We start from the raw sequence: 20110 nt of genomic DNA, 5'->3' as shown, positions 1-20110 counted from the left end.
GCTGGGGCGGGGCTCGGTAAAAAGGGACAGTTCGGGGACGGCTCAGGCGTCGTCGCCGTCGTCGACGGCCGGCAGCGTGAACGAGAACGTCGCCCCTTCGCCGGGTTCGGACTCCACCCATATCTCGCCGCCGTGGCGCTCGACGATCCGCTCGACCAGCGAGAGGCCGATCCCGGTCCCCTGGTTGGCGTTGCGCGCGTGGAGGCGCTGGAACACCTCGAAGATACGGTCCTGGTCGTCCGGATCGATGCCGATGCCCTCGTCGATGACGTCGATGCGCCACTGATCGCCACAGCGCTCGGCGGCGACGTGGATCTCCGGGCGGTCCTCCCCGCTGTAGTCGATGGCGTTCTCCACGAGGTTCTGCAGCACTTGCCGGAGTTGGCCCTCGTCGCCGGCCACCGTCGGCAGCGGGTCGGTGGTGATCGCCGCGCCGCTTTCCTCGATCCGGAGTTGGAGGTCGGTTCGCACGTCCGCGAGCACGGACCCGAGGTCGGTCGGCTCGAGTGGGTTCCCCCGGGTTTCGACCCGGGAGTACGCCAGCAGGCCGTCGATCATCGCCTTCATCCGCTCGGCGCCGTCGACAGCGTAGTCGAGGAACTCCCGTCCGTCGTCGTCGAGCACGTCGTCGTAGCGGTTCTCGATCAGTTGGAGGTACGAGGAGACCATCCGCAGGGGCTCCTGCAGGTCGTGTGAGGCGGAGTAGGCGAACTGTTCGAGGCGCTCGTTGGACTCCTTGAGCTTCCGTTCGTACTCTCGCCGTTCGGTCACGTCGCTCATCGTGACGACGCCCCGGGCCACCTCGCCGTCCTCGAAGATCGGCCGCCCCTCGATCTCGAGGGTGCGGCGCGTGCCGTCGGCGGCCACGACCTCGAACACGTCGGGCTCGGTCACCGTTTCGCCGTCGATGACTCGCGAGAGGGTCGTCTCCGTCGTGGCGACGTGCTCTCCGCTGTCGGCCCAGTAGACCTCGTACTCACCGTCGGGTCGTAGGCCCTCGACGCCGCTGATGTCGATACCCAGCAGCTCCCCGGCGGTATCGTTGGCCGAGCGTATCTGGGCGTCGGTGTCGGCGACGACGACGCCGACCGGGAGCACCTCGAACAGCGCCTCCAACTGTTCGTTGCTCCGCCTGAGTTCGAGTTCGGCCCGCTTGCGCTCGGTGATGTCGGTCAGGGCACCCGGGAACCGGACGGGCTCCCCGTCCTCGTACTCCACGTGGCCGCGGGCGACGACCCAGCGGTACTCCCCGTCGGCGTTCTCGACCCGGTACTCGAGGTGTACCTCCCCGCCCGTCTCGACGGCCCGTTCGATCTCGTGTTGGACGCGTTCGCGGTCGTCCTCGTGGATCGCCTCGAGGAAGTTATCGATCGAGACCCCCTCGCGGGCGCGCTCGGGGTCGACGTCGTAGGTCCGCGCGAACGACTCGCTGACGATCATCTCGTCGTCGGGGACGTTCCACTCCCACGTCCCCACGGCGCCGGCCTCGGTCGCGGCCTCGAGGCGGGACTTCACGTCCTCGAGGTAGCGTTCGCGCTCCTTGCGCTCGGTGATGTCCTGTGCCATCGTCATGCCGGCGAACACCTCCCCCCGCTCGTCGGCGATGGGCACTACCCGTACCACCCACTCACGGCCGGCGTACTCCAGTTCGACCGAGCGTTCCTCCCCGCGGAGGGCGGCATCGAACGCCGGTTCGAGTTCGGCGACCGTGTCGGGCGGCCACACGTCGTGGAGCCGAGCCCCCTCGACCTCCTCGTCGCTGACGTCCAGCCGTTCGAAGGCCTGCCCGGCCGCGAGTTCGTAGCGCTTCTCGTCGTCGAACAGGGTGACGATGCCGTTGGGGAACTGCTCGGCCATCGTCCGGTAGCGCTGTTCGGACTTCCGGAGTTCGCGCTCGCGCTCCTTGCGCTCGGTCACGTCGAGCAGGTAGACCGACAGCCCCGTCTCGGAGGGGTAGACGTTCACCTCCGCCCAGATCCCGAGGGGTTCGAAGTAGTGCTCGAACGAGGCCGGCTCCTGACTCGACAGGGCGTGTTGGAACTCCTCGTAGAGTTCGGTTGCGTCGGGCAGCACCCGCCACATGGCCGTCCCCTCCAACTCCCCCCGCGAGTAGCCGAGCAGTTGTTCGGCTCGCTCGTTGACGTGGGTGAACCGGAACGACTCGTCGACCGCGTAGAACGCGTCGGAGATCCGCCCCGTGATGCGTTCGAGTTCCGTCTCCAGTTCCCGCTTCCGGCGGTGCCGGTCGGTCATGTCCCGGGTGACCTTGAGGTAGCCACGATGGGTGCCGTCGTCGTCGCGAACGGCGGTGATCGTGACGTTCGCCCAGAACCGGCTGCCGTCCTTTCGCACGCGCCAGCCCTCCTCCTCGATGGACCCCTGTCGCGTCGCCCGTTCGAGGTTCTGTTCGGGAACCCCGGCCTCGCGGTCCGCCTCGGTGTAGAACCGCTCGATGGACTCCCCGAGGACCTCGGCGGACTCGTAGCCCTTGATCTCGCGGGCGCCCTCGTTCCAACTGACGATCCGTCCGTCCGGGTCGAGTCGGAAGATGGCGTACTCCCCGACGGCGTCGACGAGCGAGCGGAACTGCTCCTCGGCGTCCCGGAGGCTTCCCTCAGAGCGCTTGCGATCGGTGATGTCGTAGTACAGTTCGACGCGGCCGCCGGCGTACTGACCCGAGGTGATCGGCTTGCTGTGCTGTTCGACCCAGCGCTCCTCGCGGCCGTCGCCCGCGGTGACGTGCCACTCGAACTCCTCGAGGCCGTCGTCGTCGTCGTAGGCCGCGAGCATCGTCTCGACGAACTCCTCACCGTCGTCGACGCGCTCGGCCATCTGCTTCTCGACGACCTCGCGTTTGTCCCGGCCGATCAGGCGCTCGGGGTCGAGGCCGAAGTAGCGGTTCACGGTGCTGTCGGCCCAGACCACTCGGTGGTTCTCGTCGAGGACGAACACGCCGATGTCGGCCTCGTCGATCACGTCGGTGATGGAGTCGGGCGGCGTCAGGTCGGCGTCCATCGATGCCCGGTCGGCTCCCGACACCTCGCGTACGACGCCGACGTGGCCGTCAGCCGTCGGCGTCGGGTGTACCTCACAGGGGACGGTCCCGTCCTCGGTCTCTAACCCGGCACTTACCAGGGTTCCACCGATCCCGACACTCGCGGCCTCGATCCGCTCACGGTCGGTCTCACCGAACAGCGTGGAGAGATCGGTACCACGCAGTCGCTCGCTGGTAGTCCCGACGAGCGACGCGAAGGCGTCGTTGCTCTCGACGAGTCGCCCGTCGTCGTCGGCACGATATATCCCGTCACCGACCGCCTCGAGGAGTGGCGAGTTCGATCGGTTGTCGTCGGATGGCTCGGCTGGCTCGCTCCCGGGATCTACCGGGTCGCTCATACGTGGATGACTAGTACTGGAACCCGATAAACGCTCCGCGGTATCAGACGACGCCTCGCAGCAGCGAGCCGAACGGCGGGAGGAACAGCCCGATGGCCAGCGCGAGCCAGAGTGGCTGGCCCATCGAGAGCGCCGGCCCGAGCGTCCCCGCGAGCGCGAACGCGGCGAGGAAGCCACCGACGGCTACCGAGCCCAGCGCGAGACCCGCGACGACCCCCCGCACAACTGACCGCTGAGGGAGTGCGACCAGCGCCCCGGCGACCAGCAGCCCCGCCCAGTGGCCGAGCGCGAGCGCGAGGCCGACGACGGCCGCGAGCGCGGTCGCCGCGAGGCGCCGGCGGTCGTCCGCCCGGAGTTCGGCGAGGAACGTCGGCGTCATCGGTCCGCCCCCGTGAACCGCAGGTCGACGCCGTCCGGCGCCGTCCGCGTCATCGGCTTGTACTCGCCGTCGGCCCAGAGCGACAGCTGATCGTCGTAGTGCGGCGAGAAGTACGCCCCCGAGTTGCCGCCGGGGAGCACCGCCCGGGAGTCGCCGTCGAACGTCGCGACCATCCGCCAACTCGAGCCGGTCGAGGCCTCGCTGTGGAAGTTCCGAACCGACCCCGCGGAGCCGGCGGTCGGGAGCTGTTCGTAGTTGAGGAACGGCTGGTCGAACGGGTGGGCGAACCGGACCCGGTTCCAGTCGCCGTAGCGCTCCCAGCCCTCGGCGTCGATGCGGGCGCGGCTCTTGGCCATCGCGTCGGCCGCGGCGGCGCCCCGGTCGCCGTCGAACCACTCGCTGTCGGGTGGCAGGCTCCCGAGCACCCAGTCGTTCGGGCGGGAGAACCCCGCCGGCAGCCCCGCGTCCTCGAACGCCTCGCCGAACGTCCGTTCGCGGAAATCGCGGAGCCACTGGTCGAACAGCAGCGGTTCGGCGTCGCCGGGACGGGTCTCGCCGTCCCACTCCAGCAGCGACGCGGCGGTCGGCGCGTCGAGGTCCTCCCCGCTGCCGTCCGCGCCCGCCTCAACGGCGTCCGCGATGATCGGTCGGAACAGGTCGTAGCGCCCGTCGACGGTGTCCAACTGCAGGTCGCGGTTGAACGCGGCGTCCATCGGCTCGCCGCTCTCAGCACGGGCGTCGAGGCGGTCGTAGATTCGCGTCCCGCGGAACGGCGGCGCGTACCCCCCCGAGAGGTAGTGTTCCGGGTCGTCCGTGATCCGTTGGTTCGCCGTGGCGAGGTAGTCGGGGTTCCGCACGCCGGGTTTCTCCTCGAAGGGGACGAACCCCTCCCACGAGGACTCGCCGTAGGGGCTGTAGCCCGGCCCCCACTCGCCCTCGCGGGCCGAGCCGTCGAACACCCGAGTTCCCGCAACTGGCTCCCCGTCGGTGGTGCGGATCGGGATCTGGCCCGTGACCCAGTAGTAGGTGTTCCCGTCCCGGTCGGCGTAGACGAAACACTGGGTCGGCTCGTCGAACGTCCGGATGGCCGCTTCGGCGTCGTCAACGCCGCCCGAGCGGTTCAGGTCGTGGACCGCCTCGACGGTCCGGGTGGCCGAGAGTCCAGTCCACGCTACCCCGAGTTCGTCGGCGCTCTCGAAGCCGTCGCCGTCGGGGTAGCCCGTCAGGACGGCGCCGTGGACCGAGCGCTTGACCTCGATTTCGCGGTCCTCGCCGCCGGCGACTTCGACCGTCTCGGTGCTGCTCTCGAACTCCCGGGTCCCCTCGCCGTACCGGTAGCTCGACCCCCCGTCGCTCGTCTCGTAGCTGTAGAAGTCGATCACGTCCGCGCCGGCGTTGGTGAACCCCCACGCCCCGGCCGCGTTCTGCCCGATGATGACGAAGGGGACGCCCGGGAACGAGACGCCGCGGGCGTCCGACGCCGGCGTGGCGACGTGCTGTTCGTACCAGACCGGCGGCACCGATAGCTGGAGGTGCGGGTCGTTCGCGACGATCGGGTCGCCCGAGGCGGTGTGCTCGCCCGAGACCACCCACGAGTTCGACCCGATCCCGGGTTCGGACTCGAAGGCGTCGAGCCATGAGACGAGGCCGGGGGCCGGCGCTGTGGCGTCGGGCCCGTCCATCGAGGGCGTCGACGCCCCGCCGCCGTTCCGAACGATCGGCGTGTCGTGATCCAGTATCCGCGGGTAGAGCGTTTCGGCCGCGCCCTCACCCAGTCGGTCCCGGGCGAGCGCGCGCCGGAGCGTCCGGAACGACCCCGTGAGCGACCACGAGATCTGTTTCTCGACGAGCATCGTCGCCGTGGGTGTCCAGGGCTCGGGGTCGAACTCCAGCAGGCCGTACTCCACCGGCGTCGGTTCGGCCACACGGGCGGCCTCGACGCCGTCGACGTAGGCCTCGACGGCGTCGCCGGTCTCGGTTCCCTCGGCGCGTTCCCACGTCGCCTCGGCGGCGGCTTCGAAGTCCATCTGTCGGTGGAACGTGTCCGAGTCCACCGTCGAGGCGCCGACGACCGCCGAGAGCCGGCCGGCCATCAGCCGCCGGTAGAGGTCCATCTGGAAGAAGCGGTCGGCGCCGTGGCAGTAGCCGACGGCGTAGTACGCTGCCCGCTCGTCGTCGCTCTCGACGTGCGGGACGCCGTAGTCGTCGTAGCGCACCGTCGCCGGCCCGTACGGGCTCGATAGCTCGTCGGGGACGCTCCCGGTCGCAGCGCCCCAAACCGACCCGGAGCCCGGGGCGAACCGCCGTAAGTACGACCGCGCCTCCGTCAGCGCCATCCCGCCGACGCCGGCCCCGAGGACCGCGGAGAGCACCGCCCGCCGTGTCGTCTCCTCAACCATAAGCCGTACAGAACGCGGGGACCCTCGTAAAGTTTGTCCGAGAACTGACTGCTCGGGCCGGCCGGGGATCGGCGGCTACTGGATGCGGTAGCGCAGCAGCGCCGCGATGCCGCCGAGGTTCGAGAGCTGTTCGCCGGGGGCGAACTCCGAGGAGAACACCACCACGTCGCCGCCCTTCTGTTCGACGGTCTCGATGATCTCGTTGGCGTCTCGCTCCCAGTCGCCCTCGTCCTGTCGCTCCGAGCGGAGCCGTTCGTCGACGACCAGCAGCGTCTCGACGGCGCCGAACTCCGCGGCCTCGTAGGTCTCCTCGACGCCGTAGGTCGCCTCCGCGCCGGTCGCCATCCGCTCGGTGAGTTCGTCGATCAGTTCGCTCTCGCGGGCGATCCGGGTCTGGTCCTGCACGTCCTCCACGGCGCCGCGCTTGAGCACCTCGTGGACGCCACGGTCGCCGGCGCCGGAGGTGTCGACGGTGGTCGTGATCTTCTCGGCCACGTCGGGGTACTCCTCCTCCAAGTAGTCGAGGGCGTCGCGCTTGGTGAAGCCCGGGCCCGCCATGATGATCGCCTCGGCGTCGACGTGCTGGAGCGCCGAGCCGAGTTCCTCGAACAGTCGGTCCCGGGGCTGGGCGTACTCGCCCTTCCCGGTCGGCGCCGTCAGGGAGACGTACTCGTCGGTGCCGTACTGCTGGACGGTGTGAACGTAGGCTTCGCCCTCCTCGACGGTGACGATGGCGACGTCGGGCGCGTCGGTTGCCTCGGCGGCCTCCTCGATCCGGTCGCGCTGGTCGGGCTTGAGGTACTTCTCGATCGTCAGTTCCTCGTGGGTCTCGACGTTGATCGTGTGGTGGAGGCCGATCTGGTCCTCCATCGAACAGTCCTCGATCACGCCGCCGACCCGGAGTCGGTTGGCGAACCGGGCGAACTCCACGTCCTCGACTTCGAGGGTGACGTGGAGGTGTTCGCGCTCGCCGCCGGTGTCGCGCATCTGGTCGTCGTTGCGCTGGATCCGGCGGGTGGTGTCGCCCTCGACCAGGTCTCCCGGTTCGAGGACGTGTGAGAGGTGCCAGAGGTCGTCGACGGTCTCGGGGACGAGAGTCACCCGGTCACGGCCCTCCATCCCGTGACCGCGCTGGACGATTCGCATACCCGGTCTGGGGCCGCGGGGGTCACGTCTCTTTCCCTCTGGACCGCCGGCGCCGACGCGGCGCGGGGAGAGCGCGCCGATCAGGCTCGGCTCACGCGCGGGTGGAAGAAGCGAACCAGCCGGTCGAACTCGTCGACGACCGCGGCGACGGTGCCGCGGTCGAACGTGTCGAACTGGTGGACCGCCTCGAAGCCGTCGTAGGTGGGGGAGACCTCGTAGCCGAGTTCTGTCTCGATGGCCCCCTCGTTCTCCCGGATCAGCGCCCGCATGCGCTCTTTCTCGGCCTCGCTCCCGCCGTAGATGTTCACTTCGAAGCCGACGGTCCCGTCGGACTCGACCCGGAGCCGGTAGCGCAGCACGCCGCCGGCGTAGGCCGATTCGTCGGGCCGGACCAACAGTTCGTTCCCCCGCTCGACGGAGACGAGGTCGCCGGGATCGGTCTCGAACGTCCCGACGAGGCGCTCGCTCACGCCGTCGGCGACCGCCGAGAGCAGTTCCGGGAGTTCGATCGGCTCGTCGTCGGCTGTGGCCGCCTCCTTACTCCCCGCGTCCCCGTCGCCCCCCTCGTCCGTGTCGGCCGGTTCGGACGCCGCGGGCGTCTCGTGGTCGTCGGCGGTCGACGCCGCGCTCGCGCCCGCGACCCACTGTTCAGTTCCGGTCCCGTCGGCCGCAGTCTCGACGCCGTCGTCGGTGTCGTCGTCGCCCTCGAACCGCACGAGGAACTCCCCGCTTGTCGGGTCGCCGAACGCCTCGACGTGGACCGGATCAACCGACAGTTCCCGGTCGCTGAGGAAGGCGGCCAGGTCCAGCGCGTCGTCGGCGAAGCGGCCGCCGAGCAGGCGCACCCGCTGGTCGTCGTTGAACGATCCGGGCGCGAGCGGCTCCCGGCCGAAGTAGTCGGCGTGGGCCTCACGGAGGCCCTCGCCGTCGAACTCGGCGTCGAGTTCGTCGTAGCCCCGGTCGGCGACCGCGCTGGCGCGCTGGAGCGCGTCGGTGACGACCCCGCTGCCCACTTCGCCGTCGGCGGCGCCGAGGACCACGGCCGTCCCCGCGGCGTCGAGGGCCAGCGCCGTCGCGGTGCCGTCGCCGACTTTGCTGGTCACGAAGAACACGTCTTCGGCGCCCAGTTCCCCCCCGGGTCCGCGGAGCAGGGCGCCCGCCAGCCCCTCGGTCTCCCCGGGTTCGAGTGGCTGTACCGCCACGAGTCCCGACTCGCTGGTGCGATAGAGGTTCATGGGCAACACACAGCCAGCGACCACGTGAAGGTTACGCAGCGACTACGGCGGTACGAGGAGCCTACTGGCGAGTATAACCGGCCTACTTCCGAGCCGGAATCCGCCGAAGCCGACAAGAAAGCTTATACCGAGCCCGCAGGTACGGGCAGGTGGACGCCGGCACGGCGCCTGGGTAGGGGTACTTCGGTGCCACGCCGGCCCACTCATCTTCGCAGTATTCACGTCCCCCAGCGACGCCTATCCCCCATGGAGTTCCACGTCTGGGAGCCGGTCTACGAGCGAATCCTCGCGGACTTCGGCTTCGACCGGGCGGCCGACGAGCGCGCACGCGACCGGCTGGCGTCGATGGTCGAGCCGTTCGAGTTCGATACCCTCCCCGACTTCGACGGGGCGACCGTCGCCGTCGCCGGTGCCGGCCCGACCCTCGCTGGGGAAGCCGAGCGTGCCGCCGGCGCCGACTTCGTCGTCGCGGCGTCCAGCGCGACAGCCACGCTTCACGACGCCGGCGTCGACGTGGACCTCGCGGTGACGGATTTGGACGGCACGCCCGAACGGGTCGCGGCGATGAGCCACGAGGGGCTTCCGGTGGCGGTCCACGCCCACGGCGACAACCTCGACGCGCTGGAGCGCTGGGTGCCCGAGATCGCCGGCGAGCGCCTGTTACCGACGACACAGGCCGAGCCGACCGGGGCGGTGCGGAACTTCGGCGGCTTCACCGACGGCGACCGGGCGGCCTTTCTCGCCGACGCGCTGGGCGCCGAGCGGCTCACCTTTCCGGGCTGGAGCTTTGACGACCCCGACGTGGGGGAGATGAAGGCCAGGAAGCTCCGCTGGGCCGAGCGACTGCTCTACTGGCTAGAGACCAGACGCGAGGAACGCTTCGGCGTGCTCGACGGCCGGCGAGAAAGGCTCGAACTGCCGTAGCTACGGGTCCAGTTCGGCGACGAGCGCGGCGACGCCCCCATCGGCGATGCAGTCCTCGACCCACTCCTCGCGGTAGCCGGCGACCGATACCGCGTAGTCGCGCCAGAACTCCTCGTCGAACTCGGCGTCCTCGGGCACGTCGGCCAGTTCGTCGTCGGTCGGCGGCGGGACGGACATGGTTCGAAGAAGGGGCGGCTGGGGCTTCAGTCCCGCGGCCGTCGGCGGTCGTCCGTCGCCGATCAGGCGTCCAGCAGGTCGCTCCCGCCCGGTGGCAGGAACTCCTGAATGCGGTCGGCGCTGGCGATCTTGCGGACGAACGACTCGTCGACGAATCGGTCCTTGAACTCGCGGTAACACTTCACGGCGGCGTCGTTCTGGGCGAACTTCCCGGGTTCGAGCGTGATCGTCGTCTCGGCGTTCGGCTCGATCGCGCTCGGCGGGCCGCCGATCACGCGGGTCTCGTCCTCGCAGGTGATCCCCACCGCGACCCGGCAGGCCATGTCGCGGAAGTACTCCCGGTCGCCCCGGATGGCGAACCCACCCTTCTCCAGATACTCCCCCGACTCGGGGGTCTTGCTCACCTGATCAGGCTCGACCATGTAGGCGTCGCCGGCGCCGCGGCCGTCCTTCCAGACCGAGGAGTACGCGACGGCGAACTGTGCGGCCTCGTTCAGGCTCGACTCCGGCCAGTCGACCGGGCTGGAGGGTTCGGAGGGGCCGCTGGCTTTGAGCACCGTCACCGGGCCGCCGTGGGCCTGCGTGTGGAAGAAGCGGTCGTGCTTGTTGAGGTACTTCTTCACCAGCGCCTCGTTCTGGTCGGCGTTGCGCCCGCCGATGACGAGGTAGCCGTCGCTGGTGTGGAACCACCGGAACTCCTCGTACCAGTGTTCGGGCTGGCGGATCGGGATGTTCTCCCGGGTCAGCCAGTCGATGTCCTCCTGTTTGCCTTCCTCCGGTTCCGGCTCGGGTTCGGGTTCTTCCTCCCACTCCTCGCGACGAGCCTTCGCGGCCTCCAAGCGCTCGCGGGTGTCGGAGATGGCCTCGCGGGCGCCCTCCTTCTTGCCCTCGACGCGCTTTGCCTCCTGATAGAGGCGGTCGGCGTTCTTCTCGACGCCCGTCGTCGCGTCGAGGGTGATCCGCTCGTCGTCCACCTCGACGGTCACGGTCCCCTCGGCGCCGTCCACGTCGACGACGGCCTCGGCGGCCGGGATGCCCTGTTCGGCGCCGGCTTCCAGCGTCTCCTGGATGTCGGCCCACGAGGTCCCCTGCTCGCGGGCGCCCTGTACCGTCGAGAGCACCTCGTCGATCAGGTCGTAGCGGGCGTAACAGATCTCGGCTTTGCTGCGGAGTTCCTCGGCCTCCTCCTCGAACCCCTGGATGGCGCCCTCCTGCTGTTCGATGATGCGTTTCTGCTTCTCGATTTCGGCCTCGAAGTCGGGGCGCTCGCGCCCGCCTCCCTCGTCCTCGCGGCGCTCCTGTGCCTTGAGCCGGAAGAAGTACTCCTCCAGCGCGGCGTTGAACGAGTCGAACGCCCGGCTGGGGAGGTCAGAGCGCTCCTCCAAGGCGACCGGGCTCACGTCGACGACCCTCTCGCGGGCCGTGAGCGGTCGGTCGTCGTCCTCGTCGGTGGCGCCGTCGCCGTCGGGCTCGACGTAGACGCGCGGGTCGAACTGGCCGCTCCGGAGCGCGTCGGCGAGGTCCATTAGCTCGCGGTGGATCGCGCGGTACTCCTCCTCGCCGGCGTCGCCGATGGGCATGGCCTTCTCGACGCCCGCGCGGCGACAGAGCTCCTCGCCCCAGAAGCCGCCGAGGTTGAGTTGGGTCGCCACCGTCCGCACCACGTCGGTGTCGGACTGCTCCATGCGGGCCTCGAACGCCTCGTAGCTCACTTCCAGCGGGTTCAGCCGGGACTGGGGGAACTCGTACTGGCTTCCCGGGGCGACGGTGCGTGACTTCAGCCGCACCGTCTCCATCGACCGGACGACCTCGCCGTTCTCGTCGAGGACGGCGACGTTGCCGTCGCCGAACAGTTCGACGACGAGGGTGGTGTTCTGGTCCGGCCGCTCGAACTCGAAGACGAGGATGCGGTCGAACTCGTACTGCTCGACGGAGACGAGGTCTGCGCTCTCCAAGCGCCCGCGAAGCATCATCGCGAACTCCGGGGGCCGCCCCGGCGCGTCAGGCACGCGCGCGGGGTCGGCGACGTGGGCCTGTTTGTACTCGCCCACCTCGATCAGGAGTTCGACGCGACCCCGGTCGAAGTCCCGGAGTTTCAGCCGCAGCAGATCCTCGTCGTAGAGATACGCCTTGTCGAGCTTGGCCCCCTCGTAGCGGGAGAGCTCGGTTGCGAGCGCCGCGAGGTCGACGCTCGACAGTTCGCGTTTCGGCTCCATGCGCCGGATTTCTCGGCCGATCGGGAAGGGCGTTCCGCTCGGCGGTTGACGGTCACCGCCGATCCGCCCCCGCTCGGCGGTTGACGGTCACCGCCGATCCGCCCCCGCTCGGCGACGCGACGACCGCAGCCGAGCCAGCCCCGCACCGGCGGCGAAGCCGACGACCCCGACCGCAAGCGAGGAGAACGGGCCGGCGGCGAGCACCCACAGCGCGGCGTCGCCGGGGTCCTGTAGCTCGAAGGCGATGGCGGGCGCGTAGAAGCCGACGCCGACCCCCGAGGAGAGCGCGACCGAGACGAACAGCCCATCGTTGACGTAGGCGGCGGCCGCCGCCACGCCGAACATGGCGACGGCGAGGCCGGCCGTGACGACGGGTCCGGTCAGCGAGACCGTCCCCATGTACCGAACGGGGAGGTACGCCAACAGGGCGAGCACGAACAGTCCGCCGGCGACACGGAGCAGTCGAGTCGACAGCACGGGGTCGCGGCCGAACAGGAGCCGATCGACCTCGTCGCGCGGTGGCATGATCGTCGACTGCGCCCGGCCGAAGGTTAGGCGTTTCGGAGCGGCCGACGCCGTCGGAGCAGTCGTCCGATGCGCGCCTCCATCGCCGGATCGACCAGTCGCCCGACCCGCCCGGCGATCGCCTGATCGGTCAGTCACCCGGCCCGGCCGTCGCTTCCCGACGGAGCGTCGCCCCCGCGTCGCCGGCGACCTCCCGCTGGGGGAACGGGATGTCGATGCCCGCGTCGTCGAACGCGCGCTTCAGGGCGCTGATGACCACCGCGCGGGTCCCCCATTCCGGCGCGCCGAGGGGTTGTCGATCCAGAACCGGAACCGAAGGACGACCGCGGAGTCGCAGAACTCCCCCTCGATCACCGCCGGAGAGGGATCTCGAGGACGTTCTCGGCCGACCGGACGGCATCTAGTGCGGTTTCCGCGGCCTGTAGTAGGTACGCAGCGTAGTCGACGCCCTCCGGCGAACTACCGCTCGCGCTCGACCGACCGCTCCCTCGATCGGTCCTCGACGTCCTCTAACGTCTCCGTCGAGAGCAGTCGCTCCAGTTTGCGCTCGAACTGCTCGTCGGTCAACTCCCCCTCGGCGTAGCGCCGGCGGAGCGCTTCCAGCGCGGTCTCGCCGTCGCCGTCGCCGTCGCCGTCGTCGGCGCCAGCCGACTGCTCGGCGCGCTCACGCCCCCAGTTCTCGCCCACCCACTCGTCGAGGTCGTCCTCGTCGTCGCCGAACAGCATCGCCGTGATCGGGACGATCGCCACGTAGCCGACGAGCAGCGCCGCCAGCCACCAGTCCTGCCCGGTGAACATGGCGCCGAGCCAGACCGTAGTGACGAGCGTGCTCACGATACCGACGGCGTTCTCCCGGAACCGCTGGGCTACCGAGTCGCTCTCGCCCGCACGCGAATCGCTCATGCCCAGTCGTTGGCGCTACCCGGGCAAAAAACACCCCCGATCAGAGTCGCTTCGAGACGTAGGGACCGTCCTGGTGGTAGCCCAGCTTCTCGCGGTAGTACTCCCGGACGCCGATCCCCGAGATGATGCTCAGCTTCCCGTAGCCGGCCTCGTTGGCTTGCCGCTCGGCCTCCCGGACGAGGCGCTTGCCGTAGCCGCGGTGCTGCCACTCCTTCCCGCCGTCGGCGTCGCCGTCGAACGTCGCCTCAGAGCCGTAGACGTGCAGTTCCCGCACGAGGGCGGCGTCCTGCAGCTCCCGGCGCACCGGGTCGTTGGGGAACCGCAGCCGGCAGAAGCCGATCAGCAGGTCCCGAACGGGGTCCTCGAAGGAGATGAAGCGCTCGGTGCCCCCGCCGGCCTCGTACTCCATAGTGTCCAGGGTGATCTCGGCGGGATCCGGGTCCTCGTCGTTGTGGCCGACCTCGCGGGCACGGATGTCCCGTATCTGGTAGCCCTTCTCCTCGGCGCGCTGTTGGGCGAGCTGCCGGAGGTTCGACTTCCAGACGCCGCCCTCGATGAAGTCCGCGGGGATGTCCCGCTGGACGCGCTGGAGCCGGCAGTACTTCGGGATCTCGTTCATCGCGTCGGCGACCACGTCGGCGGCGGTCTCGTTGTCGAGCGGGTCGAAGTCCTCCCGCTTCCACATGTCGTACACCCGGGTGCCCTCGACGACGAGCGTGGGGTAGATCTTGAGGTAGTCCGGGCGCCACTGCGGCGAGTCGAACAGCTGGCGGAAGTCCTCGCGGCACATCTCCTGGCTCATGCCGGGCTGGCCGGGCATCATGTGGAAGCCGACCTTGAACGCCGAGTCCCGCAGGCGGCGGTTGGCGTCGATGGAGGCCTGTGTGCCGTGGCCGCGGTGCATCTCGCGGTTGATCCGCTCGTAGGTCGTCTGGACCCCGACCTCGACCTTCGTGCCGCCCAAATCGAGCATGCGGTCGATCTGCTCGGGATCGCACCAGTCGGGCTTGGTCTCGAAGGTGATCCCCGTCACGCGGATGTCGCCGGTCTCGTTCCGGGCGATCACGTCCTCGAGGTACTCGAAGGACTGGTCGTCGCGGGGCTCGGCGAAGCTTTCCGTCTGGCTGGGGTTCGGGTCCGAATCGAGGTCGTACTCGTTCATGGCCTGCAGCGCGCGCTTGACGAACCACTCCTGATAGTCGTGGCTCCGGGCGGTCATGGTGCCGCCCATCAGGATCAGTTCGGCCTTGTCGACGGGGTGGCCGATCGCGCGGAGCTGTTCGAGGCGGAGGGTGACCTGTCCGTAGGGGTCGTAGTCGTTCTGCTCGCCGCGGGCCGCCGCCGGCTCGTGGCCGGTGTAGGACTGCGCCGAGGAGAACTCCGAGGCCGGCCCGCCGGGACAGTAGAGACACTTCCCGTGGGGACAGAGGTGCGGCGAGGTCATGATGGCGATGGGCGAGACGCCCGACGCGGTCCGGACGGGCTTGCGTCGGACGACCTCCTTCACGTCGTCCCGTCGGTCGTCGGGAGCGTAGCTCAGGATGTCGCCGTTGGTGGGCACCTTCGGCGCGCCGGTGTCGCTGCAGACCTCCCGTTTGGCGGCTTCGAGGTCGTCGCGTTCGAGGCCGTCCTCGATGATGCGGCGGCAGAGTTCCTCACAGGCGTCGGCGAAGGCCGGGGGGTCGCCGTCGGTGGCGGCGTCCGTGCTCATTGGTGTTGGTTGGGTGGTTTTTGGGGTTAAGGGTTGCGAGGCGGGGAAACCCGACCGACAGTGAGTGGAAACCGCCTCGGTAGGGAAACGTCGCGTGCGACTCGTCGGTGACTGCTAAGCGGACAGGACCGCGGAGCGAGCATGAGCACTTGTGGCCCCACAGCTACCGGACAACGGCCACACCCTCCCCAACCGGCTCGCTCCCTACAGTCCCTCGCCCCTCGCGCTCCTTCGCGGCCGGAGCCGCTCGCGCTTCGCGCCACCGCCGTTGCGGTGGCGGTGGACGCCTCGCGCTCGCAAGCGGTCGGCGAGCGCGGGGGGAGTAGCGGGGACTCTTTTCCAGCGCCGGACCCGCGTATCCGGCGCTTTGCGGTCCAAGAGGTCACGCATCGAGGCGCTGTTGCTGTTGCAGTCGTCACCGATCGCGGCGCTATCGCAGTCTCAGTAGCTGAACCCAGAAGCAACTACCGAGCGGACGAAAACCGCAGAAACCGGCACGCAGGGGTCGGCGTCTCAGTCGAACTGCTCGACGACGGCGCCGACGACGGCGATCTCGACTTCCTCGCGGGCACCCGAGAGGAACTCGATGCGCCCCTCGCGCAGGCCCGCGGCCGTGAGGCCGGCGCCCGGCGCGTTCGAGGCCGCCTCGCGGGCGACCTCGCGCAGGTCGATGTCCGCGTCCGCGCGGACCCAAAGTTCGTCCATCGCGACGCCGATCGTCACGCTCGCGTCGCCGCGGCGGTGGAGTTCGTCCAGTAGGAGCGAACTCGGCGGGAAGTCGTACTTGTGGGTGTACGAATCCGTATCGAGCACGGCGACCTCGATCCCGTCGGTCTCGCTGGTCTCGAAGTTCGCCTCGGCGGTCTCGACCTCGGTATCCATCTTCTCGCGGAACTGGGTGGCGATGTGACCTGCGAGCGTCTCGGACTCGGCGGCGTCCTCCGGCGCGCCGGCGGCGATGGCCTCGACGGACTCGCCGAACAGCAGGTCGCCGACCAGTTCGCGCTTCTCGTCGTAGGACTGGTAGAACGCCTCCAGTGCGACGGCCTCACGGAGTTCCGTCACGGCCTCGGCGTCGAAGCCGGCCTCGCTGGCGGCGTCGACGTAGGCCTCGGGGGTGTCCTGCCAGTAGCTGACCGCCGGCAGGTGGGCGATCTCCTCGCGGACCTCGGGGGTGACCGTCGAGGCCAGCGACGAGGCGAGCGCGCCCGTCGAGAGGCCGTCGGCGGCCGGGTTGACCAGCACCTCGGCCGCGTCGGCGATCTCGGGGTCGGCGGGCGCGGCGTCGACGACGACGCGCTGTGCCCCGTAGATGCCCAGCATCTCCAGGCCGTCCTCGCTCTCGACCGTGGAGGCGGTGCCGGCGAGCACGACCAGCGGCAGCTTCTCGTCGTGACGGTCCCGGTCCTGCAGCATCCGGGTCACGTCGTTGGTCGCGTCGTTCATGCCGTACACCGACTCCTCGAGCGGGCGCCGGGTCACGTAGTGGTACTCGGCGTCGCTCTCGGCGTGCTCCTCGCGGACCATCGGGAGGATCGCGCGTTCGAGCGCCACACCGGCGACGTAGCCGTCGGCGGTCGCGGCGTGTCGGACGACGATCGGTCGGGACTCGAGCACGGCGCGGCGGATCGCCTCTGCGGCGTCGAGCAGTTCCTCGCTCGCGGCCGCGACGGCGTCGTCTTCGGCCACCAGCGTCGCCTCGTCGGGGCGGGCGCGCTCGGTCATCGCGTCGGCGAGTCGCCGTTCGACTTCCTCGGCCTCCTCGCCCTCCAGGGCGACCAGCGCCTCGGTCTCGACCTGCAGTTCGTCGTGGCGGAGTTCGACCTCACCGTCCAGTCGGACGATGTCACCGACCTCGATCTCGGGGTAGGCGCGGACGCCCGCCTCGACGAACGCCGCACAGTCGACGACGCCGCTCTCGTCACGGAGTTCGAACACGGTCGGGCCGCCGGTCTGGCGGACACTCACGACCTCGCCCTCGATACGGACTTCCTCGCCGACGCGGTCGGAGAGGTCGCCGATCTCGCGGCGGGTCACGTCCTCGGCTTCGGGTTCGGACTCGGGCTCAGCTTCCGTTTCGGGCTCGGATTCAGCCTTGGCCTCGGGCTCGTCCTCCTCGCTCGCTTCTTCGGGCTCCGCAGCGTCGGTCACCGACTCGTCGTCGGCCGTTTCCGCCGCGGGCTCGTCCGTTTCGGTGGCCTCGTCCGTCGACTCCTCCTCGGAGGTCGTCGCGGCTACGGACTCGCCGTTCCGCTCACGTCCGTTTCCCGCTTCGACCTCCTCACTCCCGTTTCCCTCGTCGTCCTCCGGCAGCTGTTCCTCGGTGCCGTCCTGGATCAGCATCCCGCGGAACTCGCGTTCGGCCTGCCGGATCGAGGAGGTCAGGTCGATGTTGCCGTTGTCACGGACGTTCTTGACTTGGACGAACACGGTGTCTCCCGGCTCCCAATCGAGGCTCTCGAGGCGACCGTCGAGCTCCGAACGGTGGAGCAGGCCGGTCACGCTCGGCGAGAGGTCGATGAACACGCCGAAGTCGGCGTAGCCGTCGACGACGCCGCGGTAGAATCGGTTCTCGACGAGCTGGTCCGGGCTGTCGCCCCGGAACTCGAACACCACGTCTTCCTCGTGCGACTGACAGATGTGGCCCTGGGTATCGGCGCCACAGATAATGCAGTTACCCATTTGTGAGAACCCACACGGTCCGCCCTAAAGGTGTTGTCGAAACGCCCGTATCCGGACTCAGAGCCCGGCGGCCGCGAACCCGCCGAAGCCGTAGCCGAACACCAACGCGGCCGGGACCGCCGCCGCCATCGCCGCCCGCGGCAGCGTCGTTCGGTGCCGGACCGCGGTCCCGACGACCAACAGCCCCGCACCGTACAGACAGCACGCCACCCGGAGCGGCGCCCACGGCACCGCGGTCAGCAGACACGGGGCGGTCGCATAGGCGATGATCTGCACCGTCTCGCTCACGCCCGCCCGGTCCGGGGCCAGCAGCGACAGCCCGACCGTCTCGACCGCCGCCGCGAGGTGGAACGTCGCCGGGGCGAGAAACAGGCCGACGCCCATGAGGACCAACAGCACTCGAACCGGCCCCGTCTCGGGGACGAACGGCGGGATGGCGTCGACGGTCTCGAAGCTCGGGAGGTCGCCCGTCGCCAGGCGCCCGCCGACCGCACCCAGGGCGACGAGTACGCCGAACACCAGCCCGGGCGCCTGATCGGCCGGCGCGATCCCGTTCCGGAAGAACCGCCGCGGTCGGACGATCACCTCCGCCCACGCCCGGGCGAGCGCCCGCGGCCCGCGGTCGCGCCCCCCCTCTGGGTTCTCCACCCACGTCGTCATCGGCGGTCCTCCGGCGTTTCCGTGGCCATCATCAGTCGGTCCGGAGGGTGTGACAGTTCCGACACCGTGCCTCGTAAGACTCCTCGGCGCCGACGACGATGGTCGGGTCGTCGATGTGTGCCGGCTCACCGTCGACCAGCCGTTGGTTCCGGGTCGCCGGCTCGCCACACTCCGTACAGATCGCCCGGAGCTTATCGACGTACTCGGCGATGGCCATCAGCTCCGGCAGCGGCGTGAACGGCTCGCCGCGGAACGTGATGTCCGTCCCCGAGACGATAACGCGCCGGCCGTCGTTGGCGAGGACGTTACAGACGTTGACGAGGTCCTTATCGAAGAAGTTCGCCTCGTCGATGGCGACGACCTCCTCGCCGTTGAGGTGGTCCTGGATGTCCCAGACGCCCTCGCCGACGTTGTCGATCACCTGTGCCTCCCACTGACGGCCCTCGTGGGAGCCGATGGTGGTCTCGCCGTAGCGGTCGTCGATGGCTGGCGTGAACGCTGCCACGTCCTGTCCCGCGATCTCGGCCCGGCGAAGTCGCCGGAGCAGCTCCTCGGTCTTCCCCGAGAACATCGACCCGGCCACGACCTCGACGAAGCCGCTCCCGGTGATCTCGTGCATGGTCCAACCGGGGCAGGGGAAGGCTAAAGGGTTGCTGAAGCGCCGGCGATCCGCCGGGCGGGGGGCGTAGCCGTTACCCGCTCACCGCGTCGCTCCTCGGCAGGAACACGTCGAGGACGTTTCCCCGGGGCTCGTTCTCCCCGAACCTGAGCTCGCCGCCCAGCGAGTCGACACACCACTGGATGATCCAGAGCCCGACGCCCGAGCCGTGGTACGTGCTGCTCGACTCCACGTCGGCCTCGAGGACCCTGATCTCGCTCTCGGGGATCGGCGGCCCGTTGTCCCGGACCTGGACCTTCCCGTTCTTTCGACCGGTGTCCTCGCTCACGCTCACCGACACGGTCGGGGTGGCCTGATCGTTGTGGACGATCGCGTTCTCGATGGCGTGTTCGATCGCGTACTCGAGTCCTTGGTCGGCGACGACGTGGACGCCCGGCGACGCCTCGTAGCTGAGGTCGACCTCGGGGTACTCCTCTCTGAAATCGGCGACCACCGGCGCCACCAGCTCTCCGAGGTCGACGATCGTTCGTTCGGTTGCGTCGGGCTCGGCGATCTCCTCCAGTTGGCGAACCGAGTCGCTCAGCGTCCCGACCTCGGTGGTGACGTCCATGATCGTCTCGATCTCCTCTTCGAGCGCTTCGTCCTCGATGGCCCGGCTGATCCTGTCGGCGTAGCCCATCAGCACGTTCGCCCGGTTCCGGAGGTTGTGTCGGACGATCCTGCTCAGAAGTCGGAGCCGCTGCTCGCGGGCTCGGTACTCGGTGATGTCCTCGATCTCGGCGACGACGTACTCGACCCCGTCGATGGTTGTCGCGCCGAGGTGGACCCGAATCCAGCGTAGCTCCCCGTTGGCCCGTTGGATCTGCCACTCGAAGCTGCCGGACTCGCCCGTGGCCGCCGTCCGGACACGCGAGACTGCGTCCTGCTGTGTGAACCGCGTCGACGGGGGTGTCAAGTCCCCGATCGACATCCCTCGAAGCCGCTGCCGTGGGCGTCCGTAGAGCTCCGCAGCGGAGCGGTCTACGTCGACGATCCTCCCGGATTCCGGATCGTGGACGACCACGTTGATGTCTAGGTCCGTCACCAGATCGGGGAGATCGACCCCACCATCGTCCATACCGATGTAGTGAGCGAAAAACCG

General features: G+C 69.4%; 16 protein-coding genes. 1 reads left to right on the top strand and 15 read right to left on the bottom strand.

Annotation, left to right across the window (positions count from 1 at the left end; all coding sequences use genetic code 11):
* Positions 1-42: 42 nt before the first annotated feature.
* The 5 genes from NO998_RS10065 to NO998_RS10045 form a co-directional block, all read right to left on the bottom strand.
* Positions 43-3393, bottom strand: a complete 3351-nt coding sequence (locus tag NO998_RS10065) for a PAS domain S-box protein (protein ID WP_267646994.1) — start codon at positions 3391-3393, stop codon at positions 43-45.
* Positions 3394-3436: 43 nt separating this feature from the next.
* Complete coding sequence (locus tag NO998_RS10060; protein WP_267646993.1) at positions 3437-3772, bottom strand: hypothetical protein; 336 nt, start codon at positions 3770-3772, stop codon at positions 3437-3439.
* Positions 3769-6171 (bottom strand): penicillin acylase family protein, encoded by a 2403-nt coding sequence (locus tag NO998_RS10055; RefSeq protein WP_267646991.1) that lies wholly within the window; start codon positions 6169-6171, stop codon positions 3769-3771. Before NO998_RS10055 ends, NO998_RS10060 begins: the two co-directional genes overlap by 4 nt.
* 75 nt (positions 6172-6246) lie before the next feature.
* Positions 6247-7317: an mRNA surveillance protein pelota gene (locus NO998_RS10050; protein ID WP_267646990.1), complete on the bottom strand. Its 1071-nt coding sequence runs from the start codon at positions 7315-7317 to the stop codon at positions 6247-6249.
* An 80-nt stretch (positions 7318-7397) separates the two neighbouring features.
* Positions 7398-8552: a hypothetical protein gene (locus NO998_RS10045; protein WP_267646989.1), complete on the bottom strand. Its 1155-nt coding sequence runs from the start codon at positions 8550-8552 to the stop codon at positions 7398-7400.
* Between the two features lie 246 nt (positions 8553-8798).
* Here NO998_RS10045 and NO998_RS10040 point away from each other — a divergent pair, with 246 nt between their 5' ends.
* Positions 8799-9476 (top strand): 6-hydroxymethylpterin diphosphokinase MptE-like protein, encoded by a 678-nt coding sequence (locus NO998_RS10040; RefSeq protein WP_267646987.1) that lies wholly within the window; start codon positions 8799-8801, stop codon positions 9474-9476.
* Here NO998_RS10040 and NO998_RS10035 read toward each other — a convergent pair whose 3' ends face one another.
* From NO998_RS10035 to NO998_RS09990, 10 genes are all read right to left on the bottom strand, one after another.
* Positions 9477-9653, bottom strand: a complete 177-nt coding sequence (locus tag NO998_RS10035) for a hypothetical protein (protein ID WP_267646986.1) — start codon at positions 9651-9653, stop codon at positions 9477-9479.
* 62 nt (positions 9654-9715) lie between these two features.
* The gene (gene rqcH / locus NO998_RS10030) at positions 9716-11869 is read right to left on the bottom strand and encodes a ribosome rescue protein RqcH (protein ID WP_267646985.1); all 2154 of its coding nucleotides are present in this window, start codon (positions 11867-11869) and stop codon (positions 9716-9718) included.
* Positions 11870-11956: 87 nt separating this feature from the next.
* Positions 11957-12394 (bottom strand): hypothetical protein, encoded by a 438-nt coding sequence (locus NO998_RS10025; protein WP_267646984.1) that lies wholly within the window; start codon positions 12392-12394, stop codon positions 11957-11959.
* Between the two features lie 130 nt (positions 12395-12524).
* Complete coding sequence (locus NO998_RS10020) at positions 12525-12653, bottom strand: hypothetical protein (RefSeq protein WP_267646983.1); 129 nt, start codon at positions 12651-12653, stop codon at positions 12525-12527.
* Between the two features lie 200 nt (positions 12654-12853).
* Complete coding sequence (locus NO998_RS10015; protein ID WP_267646982.1) at positions 12854-13297, bottom strand: SHOCT domain-containing protein; 444 nt, start codon at positions 13295-13297, stop codon at positions 12854-12856.
* A 40-nt stretch (positions 13298-13337) separates the two neighbouring features.
* Complete coding sequence (locus NO998_RS10010; RefSeq protein ID WP_267646981.1) at positions 13338-15008, bottom strand: tRNA uridine(34) 5-carboxymethylaminomethyl modification radical SAM/GNAT enzyme Elp3; 1671 nt, start codon at positions 15006-15008, stop codon at positions 13338-13340.
* Positions 15009-15521: 513 nt separating this feature from the next.
* Positions 15522-17690: a DHH family phosphoesterase gene (locus NO998_RS10005; RefSeq protein WP_267646980.1), complete on the bottom strand. Its 2169-nt coding sequence runs from the start codon at positions 17688-17690 to the stop codon at positions 15522-15524.
* A 57-nt stretch (positions 17691-17747) separates the two neighbouring features.
* A complete protein-coding gene (locus tag NO998_RS10000; protein WP_267646979.1) occupies positions 17748-18350 on the bottom strand; it encodes a YIP1 family protein in 603 nt (200 codons plus the stop codon).
* A 31-nt stretch (positions 18351-18381) separates the two neighbouring features.
* The gene (locus NO998_RS09995) at positions 18382-18969 is read right to left on the bottom strand and encodes a thymidine kinase (RefSeq protein WP_267646978.1); all 588 of its coding nucleotides are present in this window, start codon (positions 18967-18969) and stop codon (positions 18382-18384) included.
* 73 nt (positions 18970-19042) lie between these two features.
* Positions 19043-20086, bottom strand: a complete 1044-nt coding sequence (locus NO998_RS09990) for an ATP-binding protein (RefSeq protein WP_267646977.1) — start codon at positions 20084-20086, stop codon at positions 19043-19045.
* Positions 20087-20110: the final 24 nt, after the last annotated feature.

The sequence above is a fragment of the Halolamina litorea genome, assembly GCF_026616205.1.
GTDB classification, from domain to species: Archaea; Halobacteriota; Halobacteria; order Halobacteriales; family Haloferacaceae; genus Halolamina; species Halolamina litorea.
The sequence above is the reverse complement of the archived record's forward strand: the minus strand, read 5'-3'. Positions and strand labels throughout refer to the sequence as shown.

What these genes read in the sequence shown, in the direction of transcription:
- NO998_RS10065 (WP_267646994.1), bottom strand. Translation starts at nt 3,393, where the DNA reads ATGAGCGACCCGGTAGATCCCGGGAGCGAGCCAGCCGAGCCATCCGAC.
- NO998_RS10060 (WP_267646993.1), bottom strand. Translation starts at nt 3,772, where the DNA reads ATGACGCCGACGTTCCTCGCCGAACTCCGGGCGGACGACCGCCGGCGC.
- NO998_RS10055 (WP_267646991.1), bottom strand. Translation starts at nt 6,171, where the DNA reads ATGGTTGAGGAGACGACACGGCGGGCGGTGCTCTCCGCGGTCCTCGGG.
- NO998_RS10050 (WP_267646990.1), bottom strand. Translation starts at nt 7,317, where the DNA reads ATGCGAATCGTCCAGCGCGGTCACGGGATGGAGGGCCGTGACCGGGTG.
- NO998_RS10045 (WP_267646989.1), bottom strand. Translation starts at nt 8,552, where the DNA reads ATGAACCTCTATCGCACCAGCGAGTCGGGACTCGTGGCGGTACAGCCA.
- NO998_RS10040 (WP_267646987.1), top strand. Translation starts at nt 8,799, where the DNA reads ATGGAGTTCCACGTCTGGGAGCCGGTCTACGAGCGAATCCTCGCGGAC.
- NO998_RS10035 (WP_267646986.1), bottom strand. Translation starts at nt 9,653, where the DNA reads ATGTCCGTCCCGCCGCCGACCGACGACGAACTGGCCGACGTGCCCGAG.
- rqcH (WP_267646985.1), bottom strand. Translation starts at nt 11,869, where the DNA reads ATGGAGCCGAAACGCGAACTGTCGAGCGTCGACCTCGCGGCGCTCGCA.
- NO998_RS10025 (WP_267646984.1), bottom strand. Translation starts at nt 12,394, where the DNA reads ATGCCACCGCGCGACGAGGTCGATCGGCTCCTGTTCGGCCGCGACCCC.
- NO998_RS10015 (WP_267646982.1), bottom strand. Translation starts at nt 13,297, where the DNA reads ATGAGCGATTCGCGTGCGGGCGAGAGCGACTCGGTAGCCCAGCGGTTC.
- NO998_RS10010 (WP_267646981.1), bottom strand. Translation starts at nt 15,008, where the DNA reads ATGAGCACGGACGCCGCCACCGACGGCGACCCCCCGGCCTTCGCCGAC.
- NO998_RS10005 (WP_267646980.1), bottom strand. Translation starts at nt 17,690, where the DNA reads ATGGGTAACTGCATTATCTGTGGCGCCGATACCCAGGGCCACATCTGT.
- NO998_RS10000 (WP_267646979.1), bottom strand. Translation starts at nt 18,350, where the DNA reads ATGACGACGTGGGTGGAGAACCCAGAGGGGGGGCGCGACCGCGGGCCG.
- NO998_RS09995 (WP_267646978.1), bottom strand. Translation starts at nt 18,969, where the DNA reads ATGCACGAGATCACCGGGAGCGGCTTCGTCGAGGTCGTGGCCGGGTCG.
- NO998_RS09990 (WP_267646977.1), bottom strand. Translation starts at nt 20,086, where the DNA reads ATGGACGATGGTGGGGTCGATCTCCCCGATCTGGTGACGGACCTAGAC.